General features: G+C 45.5%; 13 protein-coding genes. 1 reads left to right on the top strand and 12 read right to left on the bottom strand.

Annotated elements, in window-relative coordinates:
- Positions 1 to 72 precede the first annotated feature (72 nt).
- From AAEO56_RS11525 to AAEO56_RS11470, 12 genes are all read right to left on the bottom strand, one after another.
- Complete coding sequence (locus tag AAEO56_RS11525; protein ID WP_341697208.1) at positions 73 to 669, bottom strand: hypothetical protein; 597 nt, start codon at positions 667 to 669, stop codon at positions 73 to 75.
- Positions 670 to 886: 217 nt separating this feature from the next.
- Entirely contained in the window at positions 887 to 2104 is a 1218-nt protein-coding gene (locus tag AAEO56_RS11520; protein ID WP_341697207.1) for a BaiN/RdsA family NAD(P)/FAD-dependent oxidoreductase, read from the bottom strand.
- Complete coding sequence (locus AAEO56_RS11515) at positions 2101 to 2784, bottom strand: glycerophosphodiester phosphodiesterase (RefSeq protein WP_341697206.1); 684 nt, start codon at positions 2782 to 2784, stop codon at positions 2101 to 2103. Before AAEO56_RS11515 ends, AAEO56_RS11520 begins: the two co-directional genes overlap by 4 nt.
- 252 nt (positions 2785 to 3036) lie before the next feature.
- Positions 3037 to 4185: a T9SS type A sorting domain-containing protein gene (locus tag AAEO56_RS11510; protein WP_341697205.1), complete on the bottom strand. Its 1149-nt coding sequence runs from the start codon at positions 4183 to 4185 to the stop codon at positions 3037 to 3039.
- 89 nt (positions 4186 to 4274) lie between these two features.
- Positions 4275 to 5717, bottom strand: coding sequence for an alpha-amylase family glycosyl hydrolase (locus AAEO56_RS11505; protein ID WP_341697204.1), 1443 nt, complete (start codon positions 5715 to 5717; stop codon positions 4275 to 4277).
- A gap of 15 nt (positions 5718 to 5732) precedes the next feature.
- The gene (locus tag AAEO56_RS11500; protein WP_341697203.1) at positions 5733 to 7376 is read right to left on the bottom strand and encodes an alpha-amylase family glycosyl hydrolase; all 1644 of its coding nucleotides are present in this window, start codon (positions 7374 to 7376) and stop codon (positions 5733 to 5735) included.
- Between the two features lie 85 nt (positions 7377 to 7461).
- Positions 7462 to 9297, bottom strand: coding sequence for a glycoside hydrolase family 13 protein (locus AAEO56_RS11495; protein ID WP_341697202.1), 1836 nt, complete (start codon positions 9295 to 9297; stop codon positions 7462 to 7464).
- A 128-nt stretch (positions 9298 to 9425) separates the two neighbouring features.
- Positions 9426 to 10088 carry an endonuclease/exonuclease/phosphatase family protein gene (locus AAEO56_RS11490; RefSeq protein ID WP_341697201.1) on the bottom strand — a complete coding sequence of 221 codons (663 nt, stop codon included), beginning with the start codon at positions 10086 to 10088 and terminating at the stop codon, positions 9426 to 9428.
- Positions 10089 to 10283: 195 nt separating this feature from the next.
- Positions 10284 to 12590 (bottom strand): glycoside hydrolase family 65 protein, encoded by a 2307-nt coding sequence (locus tag AAEO56_RS11485; protein WP_341697200.1) that lies wholly within the window; start codon positions 12588 to 12590, stop codon positions 10284 to 10286.
- A 1-nt stretch (position 12591) separates the two neighbouring features.
- Complete coding sequence (gene pgmB, locus AAEO56_RS11480) at positions 12592 to 13248, bottom strand: beta-phosphoglucomutase (protein WP_341697199.1); 657 nt, start codon at positions 13246 to 13248, stop codon at positions 12592 to 12594.
- On the bottom strand, positions 13248 to 14867 hold the full coding sequence (locus tag AAEO56_RS11475) for an MFS transporter (protein WP_341697198.1): 1620 nt from the start codon (positions 14865 to 14867) through the stop codon (positions 13248 to 13250). The genes pgmB and AAEO56_RS11475 overlap by 1 nt, the downstream gene beginning before the upstream one ends.
- Before the next feature lie 200 nt (positions 14868 to 15067).
- Positions 15068 to 16102 carry a LacI family DNA-binding transcriptional regulator gene (locus AAEO56_RS11470; RefSeq protein WP_341697197.1) on the bottom strand — a complete coding sequence of 345 codons (1035 nt, stop codon included), beginning with the start codon at positions 16100 to 16102 and terminating at the stop codon, positions 15068 to 15070.
- A gap of 225 nt (positions 16103 to 16327) precedes the next feature.
- Here AAEO56_RS11470 and AAEO56_RS11465 point away from each other — a divergent pair, with 225 nt between their 5' ends.
- Complete coding sequence (locus AAEO56_RS11465; RefSeq protein WP_341697196.1) at positions 16328 to 19399, top strand: SusC/RagA family TonB-linked outer membrane protein; 3072 nt, start codon at positions 16328 to 16330, stop codon at positions 19397 to 19399.
- Positions 19400 to 19406 lie beyond the last annotated feature (7 nt).

Here is a 19406-nt window from a genome sequence, read left to right as displayed (position 1 = left end):
TAACACAATTATAAATTGAATGCAAAAAAAGCCCCCTTATTCAGGAGGCTGACTATTTGTCTTTTGATGCAATTAGTTCTTCAGGATCACGAACCAATCCCAGTCATGCGGGTCGCCTATACCCACGCTTGGTGTATATAGGAACAAGTGTATTTTAGCATTTGGGTTGCTCGCCCTGTAAGCCGCCACCTGCTGCAGGTCGCTAATGGCATTCCATATCGACTGGTAGTCGATTTCCGCAGGAGGGATTACGCCTTCGCCTTCATCCAAGTAATTCACTGTTTCAAATTGTGAAAGTGCAGGCATTTCGCCTGAGTTGTCCATTACAGAAAAGGTATTGGGTGCATCCAACGCTTCAGGATACGTCATTCCGCCAAGGCCGCTCCAGATAATGGTCCCGTCAAAAATAGTCCCGCCGGTTTCGGTATATTTCAGCTTAATGCTGCCAAAATCGCCCGGTGAAACATAGTCGTGACCAATAGTGAAACCGTCAGCATCGGGGAAGATAAGCTCTTTTCCGCCTTCAAAAGTATTGGTCAATAAATCAACTTTCAGAAGCAGCACCTTGTTCTCGGTGTTGATCGGGTTGTCGTCAACTGTTGATGCGTTGTCATCTGAGCAGGCCGTAAAAAATACGCCTAATCCAAAAAGTAAAATTGTCTTTTTCATAATGTATGGTTTTACTTATAGGATGCAACGATCTGAGAACGGTTGCGTTAAATATTATATTTTTCCTACAGTAATAAGTTCCATATCTTTTGATTTTGATTTACAAATATAGTGTCATTCATTATACAGCTTGCAGAGTGAAGAATCTCAAGGCAATTAAAGAGATTCTTCCTTCGTCAGAATGACAAACAACACTTATCACGAATTTAGAAATTTATTATTTTAAAACAATACTTTCCGCAGCTATAAATCCGCCCGTCCATGCATTCTGGAAATTGAAGCCGCCGGTTATTGCATCAATATTCAGCACTTCTCCTGCAAAGTATAGATTTTCTACGCACTTGCTTTCCATTGTTTTGAAATTCACCTCTTTCAGGTCGATACCACCTGCCGTAACAAATTCTTCCTTAAACGTGCTCTTGCCATTTACATTAAAATGTCCATCGGTCAATTGCGCTGCCAATGCCTGCAACTGGTTTTTGGAAAGGTCAGCCCAACGGGTTTCCAATGTGATGCCTGACGCAGTTACCAGACTCTCCCAGAGGCGTTTCGGGAAATCGAAAGGCGATCGCTTGCCTACTGTTTTCTTTGCATCATCCAGCTTCAGGGTTTTGAGCAACTCTTCACATTCTTCAAAATCCACATCATTCAGCCAGTTGACCTGCAATGTAAACTGATAGCTTTTTGCAAACAGCTCCCTCGCGCCCCATGCCGAAAGCCTCAGTATACCCGGGCCACTCATGCCCCAGTGCGTTATCAGCAGCGGGCCGGACGCTTCCAGTTTTGTGCCTTTTACCTTTACGGATGCCATTGCCGACACACCCATCAGGTCTTTTATGCGTGGGTCTTTTATATTGAAAGTAAACAGCGAGGGTACCGGCGGCACGACCGTATGGCCAAGCTCTTCCAGCATTTCCCACATTTTTGGGTTGCTGCCCGTTGCCATTACCAGCTTATCTGCCAGGAACGTTTCTTTATTCGTTTCTATTTTCCAATGGGTGTCCGACTTGTATAGTGACTGGATGCTTTCACCCGTAAGCACCGGGATATTCAGTTTTTTCACGGCATCCATAAAGCAGTCGATAATGGTTTGCGAACTGTCGGTTACCGGGAACATCCTTCCGTCTTCCTCAATTTTGAGTTCAACGCCGCGCTTTTCGAACCATTCTATCGTATCGCCCGAGCAAAAACGGTTGAATGGGCCGCGCAGTTCTTTTTCGCCCCGTGGGTAAAACTTAACCAGGTCGGATGGGATAAAGCAGGCATGGGTTACATTGCAACGCCCGCCACCGGATATGCGGACTTTAGAGAGTACTTCTTTGCCGCGCTCCAATATGGCGACTTTCAGCTTTGGGTTGGCCTCGGCGATATTGATGGCTGTGAAAAAACCTGCCGCTCCTCCCCCGGCAATTATTATATCAAAACTTTTGCTCATAAACGTTCGGGATAATCGGAGATGATGCCATCCACATTATATAATTTTATACGGGCTATATCTTCGGGCTCGTTCATCGTCCACGTATATACTTTATAGCCTGCCTGCTGTGCTTTGTGTACATTGCTTTCGGTCAAGAGCGAAAAATGCGGGTGTATGGCCGCAGCCCTGAATTCCTGTGCCCATTGCCATGCCTGCGTTACGCTGGCTTGTGTAAGTATCCCTAAATGCACATCGGGGTTTATCTCGCTCATCACCTGAAGCTCTTCCCTCTGGAAGCTTGACACGATAAAATCTTCATAGGTATAGCCCCTCTCCTTTACATATTCCTTCAAGAATACCGATACCGGCCCGGCAGTATGCCTGCCTTTCATCTCTATATTTACCATGCATTTTTTGCCGACAACTTCCATAACATCATCAAGTGTGGATATCGCATGTTCGCCCTCGACTTTCAGGGCTTTGAGTTCGGCCAGTGTCATCTTGTGGACTTCCCCACTGCCATTGGTCGTCCTGTCTACTGTAAAGTCATGGATCACGACCAGTTCGCCTGTGGCACATACGTGAACATCAAGCTCGATACCGTCTACGCCAAGGTCGAGCGCTTTTTGGAACGACGCCAGTGTATTTTCGGGTGCGTGGGCCTTCGCGCCACGGTGGCCTATCTTGAGTAAGGGCATAGAAAATATTTTTGTAAAGATAAGGGTAATTCATGGAACGCGGATGACGCGGATCATGCGGATTGTCACAGATTTCTTATCGATACGATATATAAGTTTATAACGGATGCGTGAGGGATCGAGGTGATATCCTGCGGAGGAACAAAGCAGATAAAGCCGAGAGCCCGGCGCTGTAGCTTGCGGAAACGACACGCCCAAAACAAAAAAAGCCCCGAAGCGAACTTCGGGGCCTATCTAAAATAACATTGAAAATTAGTTTTTAACCACCCTTATGGTTTGTACGGCAGCGCCTGAAGTAAGCCTTGCGAAATACATTCCCGAAGCAAAAGCAGAAGCGTTTACTGTAACTTCAGCAGCATTTACAGTTGCGCTGTAAACTACTTTACCGCTTACATCTACAATCTGCATAGAAGAGATAGTGTTATTTCCTGCATTGAAGTTCCATGCGTTTTGCGTTGGGTTAGGATATGCAGAAATGTTGTTGGCATTAAAGTCGTTTGTACCTGCTGTTGCATTTGTGAAAGCGAAATCACCTGTAACCCTGTTAAACGTACCATCATAAGTACCTGCTGTAGCCATAATATTCCCACCATTTGACACGACGGTTACGGTACCTGAAGGGAATGTAGCATTACCCCATGTAGTACCCCAGTCGTGATTAAGCCTGTATTTCCATTCAGCAGCGGTAAATGTAACATCGTTAACAGAATAGTTGACACCGTTTGTAGTAGTCATATCAATATCAACAGTACCCCATCCGCCTACGGCGTCGCCGGTAATGCTTATTGTAACGAAATTGAAATCGTAGGCATGTGTATCCGCGTTGTAGGTTACATTATAGCTGTTGGCCGGAACTGCTATAGCAGCGCCTCCCATAGTAGCGGTACCTTCCGGGAAAGCAGTACCGCCCCATGTATCGGTACCGTTTACAGAAAATGTAACATTCGATGCATCTGCTAAAACAACATTGTTTGCCTGATAGGTAGTGCCATCAAGCGTAAACATAACAACAGATGTAGCACCCACCATTACACTGATATCGTCAAAGTTACCCGCATCCTCAAAGTTGTATGCCAATGTAGTACGGTTGAACGTAATGTTGTAAAGGCCCGGCTGTGAAGGAATGTTTTGCTGGCTGTTGAAAAGTCCTGTTCCGGAAGGCCATGTAGTACCACCCCAGTTGTTCGGCCAATCGTTATCCTGCCTGAATTTTACAGTACCTGCTTCGAGGGTGAAATTGTTTAGCGTGTAAACCACACCGTCTGTAGTTACCATGTCGGTGTCGGTCGCCCATTCACCGGGAGTTGCGTCACCAATGATTCCGATGCTCGGAAATTGGGCAAACATCATTGCAGTACCCGCCATGAACACTGCAGCAAACAAAAGTAATTTTTTCATCATTTAAAAAATTTTTAGTTAATAGAATTTTGATTATTATAAAAAAGCATCTGTAAAGCCGCGGATCGGGTCCGCGGCCTGTATTGTAATTATTAATTTATCAATATCCAGTACTGCCATGGCTTGGCATCCAGCTTCTGCCCTTTAGCAAAAGTGGCTTTTTCTCCGGTCATGTAGTTCGTGTAGCTTCCTTCAACTGGAGCAGTAAAGCTTGCAGCGCTCTTGGAGAGGTTAGCAATATAAATCACCTTTTTGCCGTCCTTTTCCCTTTCAAAGGCCAGGACCTTATCATCTGCCAATGTGGCCAGCATTTTGAACATTGCCGGCTTCTTTCCACCGTTCAATGCCGGATTTTCGTTTTTCAGTTGGCCCAGTTTTTCATATACCGCAAACATCTTCCCCTTGTTTTTGTCGATAGGGTCCTGCTCAAAGAATTTGATGCGTTTCTTCACATCATATTCCTGCCCTGTATAAATGAGCGGCATGCCCGGCATAACGTAGGTCAGTGCAGCAAAAGCCTCTGCCCCGTCGCCTAATCGTTCGTACTCGGTGCCGTTCCAGGCATTTTCGTCGTGGTTGGTAGTAAAGTTCATGAAAATGTCGTTAGCCTCATACTTGCCCGGCCTTTCCGCAAGGAATTTCTTCAGGTCGGATAACGGCTTTTTACCTTTTGCCACGTCGTTCATAAGGTGATGCGCTACCCAGCCGTAGCCCATATCGAACTGCCCTTTGAAAAGGTAGTCCTTATCGCTTTCCATCAGCATGAACACCGGCTTCACTTCTTTCAGTTTCGGGATGGTATAATCCCAGAATTCTGTGGGCACGTTGTCGGCTACATCACAACGGAAGCCGTCTATGTTTTGCTCCTTCACCCAATAGAGCATTTCGTTTTTCATCGGCTCATACAGCTTCTTACTCTTATAATCCAGGTGGGCAACATCAGTCCAGCCCCATGGTTCACCGGTTTCGGGGTTAAGTGGGTCGGTCACTTCGCCTTTTTTGTTCTTCTCATAATATTCAGGATGCTCAGTGATCCATTTATGGTCCCACCCGGTATGGTTCGCCACCCAGTCGAGTATTACATACATGCCGTTGTCGTGCGCGGCCTTTACCAGCTTTTGGAAATCCTCCAGCGTACCAAGGTCAGGATTAATAGCGGTATAATCGGTAATGGCATAATAGCTGCCGAGGTATTTTTTCCTTTCATTCGGGTCGGTTATATCTTCTATCGACTTGTCTGCCGTGGCTTTCCTGCGCTTCATCGAGATCGGGTAAACCGGCATGAGCCAAATTACCTTTACGCCCAGCTTTTTCAATTCCGGGATGTCTTTGGTAAATGCATTGAAGGTTCCTTCTTTCGAATAGTTGCGGATGTTCGCCTCATAGATAACGCTGTTCTCCATCATGGCATCGCTCACGGGCGCAAGCGTGGTTTCCGTTTGGGAGGTTTCCTTTACTTCCTCTTCTTTTTTATCTTCCTTACAGCTTGTAGCGATGATCGCGAGCGCCATAAAGGTTAGTACTGTTTTTTTCATATTTTGTTCATTTGGTTATATCTTTTCGAGTAACACTATATCAAATTCGGTATCCAACTCTACATTGCCTGCCTGTACTTTGGCCGTCTTGCCGGAATAGGCATCACGCACTTTCGTCCCTTCGGGAAAAACATCGGCGGTCTGCAGGGTCTTTTTTCCTATCGGAAGGTCCAGGCCAATGACAACGATGTCGTCCATTCCTTTACTGTATGTCCTCTCAAACACATACGGTGAAGCGCTTATCACCGCATGCACGCCAGCGCCTACAGCCGGATGGTTTTTGCGGAACTGCCCCAGCTTTTGGTAATGTTCCAGTACTTTTTTGGTTTCGGGGTTATTGGCAATAGCATCCCAGTTCATGAAGGAACGCAGGTTGGCATCGCCTTCTGCTCCCGCAATTTCTAATGGGCGCGCCGATTCATCCCCATAATATACCTGGGCAATACCGGGCGTTAATAATAATTTAGTCCCGGCCTCAATAGCCTTTTCACGTTTTTTATCAAATGGGCCGCCATCATCGTGCGAAGCGAGGTAGTTGAGTACCGACTTACCCTGAAGGTTCCCGTTGAGGATGTCCGAATATTTGGCAAATGTTTCTTCGTATGGTTTTGTGGCGCTGTACTTCATCTCAAAATTGATGAGCGCCGCGAAGCCATTGGAAAAATAATCTACTTTTTTGTCCCCGAAATCATATAGCCTTTGTCCGGAAATGCCATAGCCATAAACTTCACCTACCGTAAAGAAGCCGTGGCTGTCAAGGACTTTCTTTGGGTTGTTCTCTTTCCATTGCTCAAAGGCATAGGCGCACTGCTTGCTGAATTCGGCCCAGACATCCTCGCCCAAATGCTTTACTGTATCAGCGCGGTAGCCGTCGATGCCATAATCCAGAACATAGTCTGTGAGCCATTTGATGATGTAATATTTTGATGCGCGTGGATAGCCCGTTCTTTTAAAGAAAGCATCCAACTCTTTTACTTCTTGTTCGTACCGGCCTTCTTTTTTCCATTTCTCCACCAAAAAAGGCGGAAGCCCTACCTCCTTATCACTTTCCGTAATGATATCCGGAAGGTTCTTTACCAATGTGCAGGCCGTAGTGTTTTCGTAATTGTCATACTTGCATTGCGGCTCGGTGCGCACCCAGTCGGATGGCCAAACGGCATCCATCGCGGTAACCGGCCCGGTGTGGTTGATCACGCCATCAAGCACAATACGAATGCCGTGTTTGTGGGCTTTCTCAACCAGTCCGGCAAGGTCTTTTTCCGTGCCGAAGTTTGGGTCGAGTGCCGTCCAGTCCTTCGCCCAATAGCCATGGAAGCCATAAGTATTCCCCTGGCCTTCGTTGGTCGCATCGTGAATCTGCTCCACTACCGGCGTAAGCCAAATGGCGTTAATGCCGAGTTTATCAAAATACCCTTCGTCTATCTTTTGTGTAATACCTTTTATATCGCCGCCTTCAAAACCGCGGAGCTTACCTATTTCTTTTGTACGCCCCAAGGTTACATCGTTGCTTTTATCGCCATTTGCAAAACGGTCAGTCACCAAAAAGTACATGTTCGCACCTTCCCAAATGAAAGGAGCTTTTGCCGATGCCACTTTCGTGGATGAGCATCCGGTAAGGGTTAATGCCGCGAGGGCGGGTATAAGGTATTTTTTTATCATATTAGTTTATCCTAAGTTTGAACCAGGAATGTCTTTTTAAACCTACAAGGTTTTGAAAACCTTGCAGGAGGTGAACTCAATAATCTTAATTCAATTCCAAAATAAGCGCCGATTTCGGGGCAACGGTCATCTCTTCCGCTACATTTACAGTTTTGCCCGTCATGATGTCTTTGCCTGAAACCCTTCCTTTCAGGCTTTCGCCAAAACGAGCCGTTTTAAATTTCCTTTCATCGGCGCTGTCATTGAAAACCACCATCACAATATCTTTGTCGTTATACCTGAAATACACATACACATTGTCCTGCGGGACGTAATGCGTTGTTTTCCCGGTATGAATGACCTCTTTATTTTTTCTCCATGTAAATAACTTCGATGTATAATCAAAGAATTTCTGTTGGTCAGGTGTGCGGTCTGCTTTTGTAAAGGCGTTATTGCTGTCGCCTGCCCATCCGCCCGGGAAATCCCTGCGGATGTCGCCATCGCCCTTGCCTTTGTCACCCGCCATGCCTATCTCGCTGCCGTAATACAGTTGCGGAATACCGCGCACCGTAGCCACCAGCGCCATTGCCATTTTATATTTATTAAAGTCGCCTTTGTATATTTCATTTAAACGCCCTGTGTCGTGGTTCTCTGCAAAAACCAGTATGCTATTAATATTGGGATACAAAAAGTCGTTGGTAAAGTTGTCGTACACTTTCTGCATGCCCACGTCCCATCCCGGTTTGTCCTCATTAAAAACACTGCTGATAGCGCTTTGCAGGGTAAAGTCCATCACGGTCGGCAGGTACGAATTATAGTTTTGTATTGCCGCTATTTTGCTGTCCTTTTGCCAATAGGCCATCTGAGCCTGGTCGTTCATCCACACTTCGCCTGCAATGTTAAAGTACGGGTACTCGTCGGTAATAGCTTTGGTCCATTTTGCAATACCAGCCTTATCGTTGTAGGAGTAAGTGTCCACACGGTAACCATCCACATCGGCATATTCTATCCACCAAATCGCGTTTTGCGTAAGGTAGGTCAGCACCAACGGGTTGTCCTGGTTAAGGTCGGGCATCGACTCTACAAACCAGCCTTCCTCACATTGTACTGCATCAATTTTAGAGGCATTCGTGTCGAATTGCGTTGTCATGCGGTAATTGGATTGTGAATAGCCCGGAAACTGGTGCACCCATTCGTAGGTCGGCAGGTCTTTGTACATCCAGTGCTCACTGCCCCAGTGGTTGGTCACATAGTCAAGTATCAGCTTCATGCCCCTCTTTTTCAATTCTGCCGAAAGGCGCAGGTAGTCTTCATTGGTACCATAGCGCGGGTCTATTTTATAGACATCCGTCTGCGCATAGCCGTGGTAAGAGCCGCGGGAATGGTTGTCCTCACAAACCGGCGTATTCCAAACTGCTGTTACGCCAAGTTCCTGAAGGTAATCAAGGTTTTTGATAATACCTTGTATATCGCCGCCATGACGCCCGCCATCTTTGGTGCGGTCGGCTTTTTCGGCTAGGGATTTATCGTTGTCATTGTTGGGATTGCCATTAGCAAAACGGTCGGGCATGATAAGGTAGATCATATCCGATGAATCGAAGCTTTTCCTTTGCGCCGAACCTTCCCTGCGTTTTTTCAATGAGTAATTTTTTGTGAAAGCTACTTTGTTCTTCCCATCCTTAAAAGAGAACACAAGGTCGGAAGCCGCAACATTTTTTGTATCGATGGTTACAAAAATGTAATTTGGGTTTTCCGTACGCAACACATTTTTGATAACGATACTGTTCGAAACCGAAGGCGTGTACTGCGCTATGTTTTGGCCATAGAACATTACCTGAAGCTCGGGGTTGTGCATCCCGGCGTACCAAAACGGCGGCTCCATACGGTCGATCTGGGCGAAGGCTGTAGCTGATAAGAGTAATAAGAGTAATAGTTTTTTCATAGTTGTTGGTTGGTTGGCTTCACCTAAGCCTTTTAGGCCTCACCCCCAGCCCCTCTCCAAAGGAGAGGGGAGCGAGCTTCACTCTTACCGAATCACTCAGGCTGAAGTGGCGCGGGATATTAATTATTTTAAATATTTATACAAACCCCTTTATGGTCTGATAGTTTTTTGTCTGTATTGAATTCCTGTGTCTTGTAACTTGTGTCTTTTAAAAAAAATTTGCTTATGGCAATATGGTCAACGGCTTCGGGCAAACCTGCCGTACAGTTTATAATTCCTGTTTCTTTAAAAACTTCATCCAGGATGTTCCGTCCTTGTTGGGTAAAATAATAATTATCCGAAAATGTCATATTATAATCCCCGGCTAAACAGAAGTTCCCATTAGCAGAAAGCCTCCTGAAATCTTTTGCCTGTGTTGCCAAATCCGTTCTAAAACTCTTTTCCCTGTTCCCGAAAACACCAATTATCGTCCCATAAACTTGCAAATTACCCAAACTTGTTTTTATTTCGGCACAGCAGGTTGTATAAGGATCGTATGTTTCAAAGACATTTACAATTTCATATTTTGAAAACACTTGTACCCGTCGCTCTGTTTCCGCATATTTCAAAAGGCCTGCGTCATTTGGCTTCAACGTGGAAGCGCTATATTTATATTTTTTGGACAAGACAATCCGGGTATCGCTTTCGGTCAGCACAAGGATGTCGGCATCAATGCTTTCGAGCATTTTGATAATAGCTTCCAGTTGCTTGTGGTACTTTAGCCTTTCTGTATTCCAGGTTGCTATTTTCATTTTTCATTCAAATCTATCAGTCCTCACCCCCAGCCCCTCTCCAAAGGAGATGGGAGTGAGCTACACTCTTGCCGAAATACTCATGTTTTTCGGCTTGTTTGTCATTCTGACGAAGGAAGAATCTCTTCTTAATTATCTATAAAAGATTCTTCACTGCGCAAGCTGCGTTCAGAATGACACTCTTGCCCTATAAGTCTACACCGTCACCAATGTATTCGGTTCCACGGTTACTTCCCTGCCATTTACTACAACGGTAAGTTCCCTGTCTCCTTCCAATGTGAATTTTGTTTCTCCCGGATGTACCGATACTTTGAGTACCTGATTGCGGAAGTTTATTTTGAACGAATAGCCTTTCCATTGCTGTGGTATCCTTGGCTCAAAGTGAAGCGTGTCGTTTTTCACCCTCATGCCGCCGAAGCCTTCCACAATGCTCATCCAGGTTCCGGCCATACTGGTTATGTGCAGCCCTTCTTTTACCTCTTTATTGTAATCGTCGAGGTCAAGGCGCGATGTCCTCAGATAGAAGGTATAGGCCTGCTCCATCCTGCCCAGCACTGCTGCCTGTATGGAATGCACGCATGGCGACAGCGACGACTCATGCACCGTTAGGGGCTCATAAAAGTCGAAATGCTTTTCCAGTTGTTCTTTTGTAAAATGGTCTTCGAAGAAATAGAAGCCCTGCAATACATCGGCTTGTTTGATGTACGGCGAACGCAGTATTCTGTCCCAGCTCCATTTCTGGTTGATGGGACGTTGCGCCGTGTCAAGGTCTGCTACCTTTACAAGGTCTTTGTCAAGAAAATTATCCTGCTGTAAATAGACTCCATGCTTTTCCGAATATGGGAAATACATATTATCAGCTACATTCTTCCAATTCACCATTTCTGCAGCATCCAGCTTCACATCGGCCATAATACGGGCGTGATCTGCCGGGTAGTCCTCCTGTACTTTTGCTATCTGCTCAAGGGCATAGTCGATACACCATTTGGCAATATAGTTGGTATAGAAGTTATTGTTTACGTTGTTCTCATATTCATTCGGGCCCGTTACACCCAATATCACGAATTGATTCCTGTTGGTTGAGAACGTTGCCCTCTGGTGCCAGAATCTCGCAATACCTATCAGCACTTCCAACCCTTTTTCAGGGATGTAGCTGTAGTCGCCGGTAAAGCGGTAGTAGTTATAAATAGCAAAAGCAATCGCACCGTTGCGATGGATTTCCTCAAAGGTGATCTCCCATTCGTTGTGGCATTCTTCCCCGTTCATAGTTACCATCGGGTACAAAGCTGCGCCGTTGGTAAACCCAAGTTTGGCCGCATTCTCAATGGCTTTACCGAGTTGGTTGTAGCGGTAGGTCAACAGGTTGCGCGCTACCTGCTGGTCTTTGGTGGCCATATAGAACGGTATGCAGTACGCCTCGGTATCCCAATAGGTGCTTCCGCCATATTTTTCGCCGGTAAAGCCTTTCGGGCCGATGTTCAGCCTTGGGTCTTTGCCCAGATATGTTTGGTTCAGTTGGAAAATATTGAAACGAATCCCCTGCTGTGCTTTTACATCCCCTTCAATAGTGATGTCGGCCATTTCCCAGATGGATGCCCATGCTGCTTTTTGCTCGTCCAGCAATGTATCATAGCCTTTTGCTTTTGCATTAGCGATGACATTTTTAGCGGCATGTACCAGTTTGTCCTTATCATGGTTCATCGATACGGTATATCCGCCGAATTTCACAATGGCAGCTGTATCGTTTTGGCTAGCTTCTACAGTATAGCTGAACTGTACTTTGTCTTTGGTCGTATCCGCATTCCCGGGAAGAATTTCCAGGTCGGTACCATTCAGCAATATGCTGTTGTGCATGAACGTGCAGGCGTTGAAATGCGTCTTGAACGTACGCGCCGTTACAAAAGCTTCGTTGGCTGAATGCTGCACATCCAGCGGTTCCCAGAATTTTTCTTCCCAGTTGGCGTCCATGTTCTTTACACCTGCATCCACGTAGGGTTTGAATGTAATTTGCGCAGCGCGGTTCAGCGGCTTCACCTCATAGTTGATAACACCCAGCTCGTCCGCCACGAGCGAAAGAAAGCGCGTTACGTTTACCGAAACTTCTGTGCCGTTTTGCAATGTCGCTTCGAAGGAACGGTTGTACCAGCCTTCCTGCATATTCAGCTCGCGCCTGAAATTCTTCACCTTACATTTAGCAAGGTCAAGGATTTCATCGTTAATAGTAATATCGATGCCTATCCAATTCGGGGCGTTGAGCACTTTGGCAAAATATTCAGGGTAGCCGTTCTTCCACCAGCCCACTTTGGTTTTATCGGGATAGTAAACGCCAGCAATGTAACTGCCCTGAAACGTATGCCCGGAGTAGCTTTCCTCAAAGTTGGCACGCTGTCCCATGGCACCATTGCCTATGCTGAATAAGCTTTCGGAAGATTCAACCCTTTCCGCATCAAATCCCTCTTCGATGATCGACCAATTGTCCGGTAGTATATAATCCTGGTTCATTTTATGTAGTAACTAAAGTTGCTAAAAATTCTGTATCTATTTCTGTAAAATCCTTGAAATTGTATTGCGCCTCGTGCAGCACAGTTTTGTCGCCAATGCCTATGCTGACCATTTTGGCAATGTTCGCGGCCTGCACCCCGGCTACCGAGTCCTCAAAAACGATAGCGCCTTCGGAGGACATGCCCAGCAGCTGTGCCGCCCTGATGAAAACCTCAGGGTCGGGTTTGGCGTTGGTCACGTCATTGCCGTCCACGATTGCATCGAAATAGTGAATGATGTCCACCTTCTCCAATATCGGGCGGGCATTCTTGCTTGCCGAGCCCAATGCGACTTTTTGGTTATTGTCTTTTAAATACTGCAGGACCGGCACTACGCCTTCCAATATCTCATCGGCCTGCATGTGGTGGATGTATTCCAGGTAATCCTCATTTTTTTCTGCCAGCCATTTGTCTTTATCCTCCTGCGAAACCTGTACATTGCCAAGCCCGAGGATGATGTCGAGGGAGCGTATGCGGCTCACCCCTTTCAGCTGTTCGTTGTGTTCGTGTGTAAAATCGATACCCAGGCGGTTCGCTATCTTTTGCCATGCCAGGAAATGGTATTTGGCTGTGTCGACAATAACCCCGTCGAGGTCGAAAATAAATGCTTTTTGATTCATTAAATTTTTTGATTGATTGTATTTGATTGATTGATCGTAATTTTTGCATTGTCATTTACTGCAAGCGCCATAACACCTGCCATAACCATGGATGCTCCTCCGATTAAAAGGGCATAAACAGGTTCGTTGTGGAAAAACTGGGAAACAAGGAAGCCGAGGATCGATGCGGCAACCAATTGTGGGATCACTACAAAGAAGTTAAACACTCCCATGTAATACCCCATTTTTGATGCGGGCAGCGCTCCCGATAGCATGGCATAAGGCACAGACAAGATACTTGCCCACGCTATGCCGACACCTATCATTGAAAAATCGTACATGAAAAATGTAAAGTGATGCCAGGTGCCGGGTGTCCCAAAAGAAAATATCTCATTATTAAAAATACCCCACTCCCCTAAAAAGTAGATGGAAGCAAGGCCTGCACCTCCCGCCGCAAGGGCAAGGAAATGTGTAAACTTCCTGCTTGTCCTCTTTGCAATAAGCGGAAGAAGGAAAGCTGCAATAGCAGCAACAAGGTTGTAATTGGCAAACATTTCGCCTACCAGGTTAGCGCCTGTGTTATAAGCAACCGATGTAGTGTCAGTCGTTTTAAAAATGTGCTCTGTTACTGCACCTGTAGTATAAATCCACATGGAGAACAGCGCGAACCACGAAAAGAACTGTACCCAGGCAAGCTGCTTCATTACCTTTGGCATGAACTGAAAATCGTTCATGATGGTTACAAAGCCGTTCCTGTATTTGCCTGATTTTTGGAACATTCCCGAAAAGATAAGCGCTACCCCACCAAGCCCTATCAGGCCAAGTGACAATACATACAGGTCTTTCTTAAGGCCGTATTCATAAATGATATATGAGAAAGCCAACCCTATAGCAAGGGCTACGCTGCCTATAAGCAAATGCCTCGAACCATTGGCCTGAAACCACGATGGCGGTCGTTCTTCTTCACTGTATTTTCCACCGTGCTTTTCTTCCTCGCTTTTTTCAAAAGCGGCAAGCTGTTCAGGCGAATATTCTTTTGTAGTAAAAATAGTCCATAATACCGATATGATAAAAGCCGCACCGCCTATGTAAAATGAGTATTTCACAGAGTCAGGTATTTCTCCGGCCGGTGCGGTATTGCTTACGTCATAATGGGTAAGGATATTTGGGAGCTTTGATGCCACATAAGCGCCGAGTCCTATAAAAAAGCTCTGCATGGCAAATCCCGAAGTCCTTTGCCTGTCCGGCAGCACATCGCCCACAAATGCTCTGAACGGTTCCATCGAAATGTTGATGGAAGCATCGAGTATCCACAGCATACCTGCAGCGAACCACAGCACGGGCGAATTCGGCATTATGAATAAGGCAACGGAGGCAAGCAATGCGCCAACTAAAAAATAGGGTTTTCTCCTGCCTAGCTTTGTCCATGTACGGTCACTGAAATAGCCAATGATGGGCTGCACGATAAGTCCCGTAAGCGGGGCAGCTACCCAAAGGGCAGGGATATCGTCTATTTCGGCACCGAGCGTCTGAAAAATTCTGCTGACATTGGCATTTTGCAGGGCAAAACCCATTTGTATCCCCAGGAAACCGAAACTCATGTTCCAAATTTCCCAGAAACCTAATTTACGCTTTTCCATTATCGTAATTAAATGATTATTACTACGATAAGCGGTTTATGGCTTATCAATCTTATAGGTTGAAGTGGACTATAAGCGTTGATAATTATAGCAAAGATATATGTTTTTTAATCCGAAAAACATTGAGGGGCAAAAAAAATTCCGCCAAACGGGGCGGAATCGGTTTTTCAAGGTATTGAATATAAATATTTTACAAAGAACTACAACGTTGACGTAGATTCCCGCAACACAAGGTGGGTTTCTATAAGTTCCGTCCTGTATTGCTCGTTCTCCTCTTCTTCCACTTCTTCCATTTCAAGCCTTTCGATAAGCAATTTTGCAGCCCTGCCTCCCATTTTGATGCCGTTCTGGCTTACTGTGGTAATGCTTGGCGTAGAAAATTGCGAGATGATGCCATCTGTAAACCCTATTATCGACAGGTCTTCCGGTACTTTTATTCCCATTTTTGTGGCCAGCTTAATGCTTGTTACTGCAAACAGCTCGTTAACCGCAAAAATCGCGTCTGGCTTGTTTTCTTTCAGGAGCTTTTCAATTTTTGAAGCACAGTTCGCTATGTCTTCGATTTTCACGATCATCTCGTCATCAACCGGAAGGTCGTGGTCGTTCAGCGCATTAATGTAGCCATCGGTACGCAGTTTGCCTACACTCACATAATCTACCGTGGTTACCAGCGCTATCTTCTTAAACCCTTTTGACACAAGGAAATCGACAGCTTCATAGGCCGCCATCTGGTCGTCTATTATTACTTTATCACACAGCACATCATTGGTCACACGGTCGAACATCACGACAGGCATTCCCTGATTTATGACTTCCTGTATGTGGTGAAAATCCTTTTTTTGCTCGGTTTCTTTGGAGAGTGACATGATAAAACCGTCGGTACTGCCGTTGGCCAGCATCTCCATATTGATCACTTCCTTATCGAACGACTCGTCTGAAAGGCACACGATCACGTTATACCCGTTCTCGTTGGCCACCTGTTCTATGCCACTAATCACGGTAGCAAAGAAATGGTGTACGATTTCGGGGATAATAATCCCTATCGTCTTGGTTTTCTTATTTTTAAGGCTCAGCGCAATGTTGTTTGGCTTGTAATTGTACAGCTTTGCAAATGCCTGGACTTTCTGACGCGTATCCTCGCTTATTTCGGGACTGTTACGAAGCGATTTTGAAACAGTCGAAATAGATACATCAAGCTCTTTTGCGATCTGTTTCAGGGTAACTTTTCTCTTCATTGCGAATATGTAAATAGTGATTCGAAAATAAAGATAAACGATATTTTTATTAATAGCAATTATCTTACTGAAATTGTGCGAAATGGAGAAAGTTTTCAACACGACAACGTTTTCGCTGGGTGGATATTGCGAAAACGTTTTTTTTATATTAAGTTTTGCATAATTTTAACATTCGAAGTGGATTATCAGCAAAAACAAAACGCAAAATTAACCTAAACAACTTGTATGAAAACAATGTACTCAAAGTTATTACTTTTATTACTGCTGCTTCCGATAAGTGCACTGGCCCAGAGCACTTTATCAGGAACTGTACGTGATAATGCCTCCGGGGAGCCCATACCCGGAGTGAATGTAATTGTGCAGGGCACGCAAAACGGCACTTCCACGGATATGGACGGTAATTTTACGCTGTCCGGAGTGAAAAATGGCGACCAGATCGTGTTTAGCTTTATTGGCTATGCCGACCAGATAACAGCCTACAACGGACAGAGCGTTATTGACGTGAAAATGACCGAAGATTCCACACAATTACAGGAAGTAGTGGTTATCGGTTACGGCAGCACTACCAAGAAAGACGCTACCGGGTCGGTGGTATCTGTAACAGCTAAAGATTTTAACAAAGGCGCCCTTACGAGCGTTGACCAATTGCTTACCGGCCGTGCTCCGGGTGTAAGGATAACCAGCGCGGGAGGATCTCCTGATGCCGCCCCGAACATCAGGATACGCGGAGGAAGCTCGCTGAGCGCGCAAAATAGCCCGCTTATAGTTATAGACGGTATTCCGCTGGATCTTGTTTCGCCTGCAGGCGTGAGCAACCCGCTTTCGCTGGTAAACCCTAACGATATCGAATCGTTCACTATACTTAAGGACGCCTCTGCCACAGCGATCTACGGTTCGAGGGCATCTAATGGCGTAATTATCATCACAACTAAGAGAGGTACATCGGGCAAACCGCAATTTAACTATTCTGCTACAGTGGGTTCGAGTAAAGCCCAAGATGTAATAGATATGATGGACGGCCCAACTTTTACAAAGTTCATACAGGAGTACCATCCAAATTTAACCAATAATCTTGGTATAGACGACCCTACGAACACTTTAGTAGATAATCCTGCGACGCCAGAGGTGGAAGGCCGTATTCTCTCTAACACTAACTGGCAGAAGGCTATATCGAGAAATTCCTTTTTTACAGACCATAACTTCAGTGCAAGGGCCAACCTGTTTGGTAAAATACCTGCACGTGCCTCTATTGGGTACACTAATAATGAAGGCATCGTTAAAACAAACGATTATGAGCGTTACACAGGATCTGTGAAACTTACGCCGAGCTTATTTGACGATCATCTTAAGATTGATGTAAACGCAAAAGGCACATGGGTGGATAAAAATGAAATAGACGAAGCCAGTGCCCTGGCCGGGTCGCTGAATATGGATCCTACAAAGCCTATTTACACCACAGGTACAGTTGGTAATTTTGGTGGTTATTACCAAAACACAACGACTTTAGATCCGACAATTCTTGACGGGCAGTATAACCCTGTTAACCTGCTGAACGAAAGAAGAAGGCCTAACAAGGTGAACAGGTTGCTGGCAAACGTGCAGCTTGATTACAAAATGCATTTCCTGCCGGAGCTGAGGGCTGTTGTGAATTTTGGCGTTGATGCATCACGCTCTAACATACTTGAGACATACGGCCAATATGCACTGGCAACTTACAGGAAAGATAACGCTAATGGCGCCTGGATATTTAACCCCGGAGTGAACTACAGAGAAACACAGCACATTACTAACAAGCTGATGGATGCTTACCTTTCGTATGCGAAAAACTTTACCGGTGCTATAACCCGTATTGACGCGCAGGCAGGCCATTCATTCCAAAGTTTTGTGAACGATGGCTATAAAACCAACTACCTGTATAACGCTACCACAGGGGTACGTGAAGAACGTTTAAATCCTGCTAACCCTAATAACAGGTATTATAACAAAACAGTCCTGGAATCCTATTTTGGCCGTGCCAATGTGGACCTTTATGACCGCTACCTGTTCACTTTCACATTAAGGGCAGACGGATCGTCATTATTCAGGAAAGATAACCGATGGGGCTATTTCCCTGCAGCCGGTTTTGCCTGGAGGATGAGCGATGAGAGCTTCCTTAAAGACAACAGTGTTGTAAGCAACCTTAAGCTACGCCTTAGTGTGGGCCAGACAGGACAACAGGATATTACAGGAATTGCAGGCTATTATCCAAGTTCGGCTATTTACAGCCCGGGCGACCCTAACAGCCAGTACCTGCCGGGCATCAGCACCTACAGCCCTAACCCATTCAATGACAAGCTGAAATGGGAAGTTACCACTACTTACAACGCCGGTATTGATTTCTCGTTGTTCAAAAACCAATTGCTCTCCGGTAGCGTAGATGTATACAGGAAAGACACGAAAGACCTTTTGGCTAAAGTTGGAGTTCCACCGGGACAATACCTTACTAACCAGATCACTAAAAATGCCGGAAGTATGCAAAACCAGGGTGTGGAGGTAAACCTTAACCTTAAGCCGATCTCCAATGAGAATTTCACATGGGAGCTTGCGGGTAACTTTGCCTATAATTTTGGGGAAATTAAAGACCTGGGTGATGTATCCAGGAATGATGCTACCGACTCCGGCCTGCCGGTATCTACAGGTATCTACCTGGCGAGCAACAGTGTAGGCTCACAGCCTTATTCTGCTTACGTGTTTGAGCAGCTTTATGACAACACCGGCCGTATTATTCCGGGGGCTTTCAAAGACCGTAATGGCGATGGCACTATAAACAATGACGACCGTTATTATAAAGCGCTTCGCCCTAACTATACTTTTGGTTTCAGCACAAATTTCAACTATAAAAACTTTGATCTTTCTGCCAATTTCCACGGGCAATTTGACGGGCAGGTATACAATGCTGTAAAACTACAGGGCGGATGGACAAACAGACCGGTACCGAACAACTCTAACAGCCTGAACAACGTGCTCGACTTTTACAATGGAGCGGCCGACCCAAGGATTCAAACGATAGCTGACCCGGTTCCGTTATCTGATTACTATCTTGAGAGCGCTGCCTTCCTGAGGTGTGATAACATTACGCTTGGCTACAGGTTTAGCAACATAGTAAAATCGGCATCAGTACGTATTTACGGAACGGTTAACAATGTGTTCCTTGTAACGAAATATTCAGGACAGGATCCGGAAAACTTCAACAGTATTGACAGTAACTTTTATCCACGTCCGAGAATTTACAGTTTTGGTGTAAATCTTGACTTTTAATACAAAA

Source organism: Flavobacterium arundinis (genome assembly GCF_038289855.1).
GTDB classification, from domain to species: domain Bacteria; phylum Bacteroidota; class Bacteroidia; order Flavobacteriales; family Flavobacteriaceae; genus Flavobacterium; species Flavobacterium arundinis.
The sequence above is the reverse complement of the archived record's forward strand: the minus strand, read 5'-3'. Positions and strand labels throughout refer to the sequence as shown.

Excerpts from the sequence above, each read along its gene's own strand:
- AAEO56_RS11520 (WP_341697207.1), bottom strand. The coding sequence starts at position 2,104 with ATGAGCAAAAGTTTTGATATAATAATTGCCGGGGGAGGAGCGGCAGGT.
- AAEO56_RS11485 (WP_341697200.1), bottom strand. The coding sequence starts at position 12,590 with ATGAACCAGGATTATATACTACCGGACAATTGGTCGATCATCGAAGAG.
- AAEO56_RS11510 (WP_341697205.1), bottom strand. The coding sequence starts at position 4,185 with ATGATGAAAAAATTACTTTTGTTTGCTGCAGTGTTCATGGCGGGTACT.
- AAEO56_RS11465 (WP_341697196.1), top strand. The coding sequence starts at position 16,328 with ATGAAAACAATGTACTCAAAGTTATTACTTTTATTACTGCTGCTTCCG.
- AAEO56_RS11505 (WP_341697204.1), bottom strand. The coding sequence starts at position 5,717 with ATGAAAAAAACAGTACTAACCTTTATGGCGCTCGCGATCATCGCTACA.
- AAEO56_RS11475 (WP_341697198.1), bottom strand. The coding sequence starts at position 14,867 with ATGGAAAAGCGTAAATTAGGTTTCTGGGAAATTTGGAACATGAGTTTC.
- AAEO56_RS11500 (WP_341697203.1), bottom strand. The coding sequence starts at position 7,376 with ATGATAAAAAAATACCTTATACCCGCCCTCGCGGCATTAACCCTTACC.
- AAEO56_RS11495 (WP_341697202.1), bottom strand. The coding sequence starts at position 9,297 with ATGAAAAAACTATTACTCTTATTACTCTTATCAGCTACAGCCTTCGCC.
- AAEO56_RS11470 (WP_341697197.1), bottom strand. The coding sequence starts at position 16,102 with ATGAAGAGAAAAGTTACCCTGAAACAGATCGCAAAAGAGCTTGATGTA.
- AAEO56_RS11515 (WP_341697206.1), bottom strand. The coding sequence starts at position 2,784 with ATGCCCTTACTCAAGATAGGCCACCGTGGCGCGAAGGCCCACGCACCC.
- AAEO56_RS11525 (WP_341697208.1), bottom strand. The coding sequence starts at position 669 with ATGAAAAAGACAATTTTACTTTTTGGATTAGGCGTATTTTTTACGGCC.
- pgmB (WP_341697199.1), bottom strand. The coding sequence starts at position 13,248 with ATGAATCAAAAAGCATTTATTTTCGACCTCGACGGGGTTATTGTCGAC.
- AAEO56_RS11490 (WP_341697201.1), bottom strand. The coding sequence starts at position 10,088 with ATGAAAATAGCAACCTGGAATACAGAAAGGCTAAAGTACCACAAGCAA.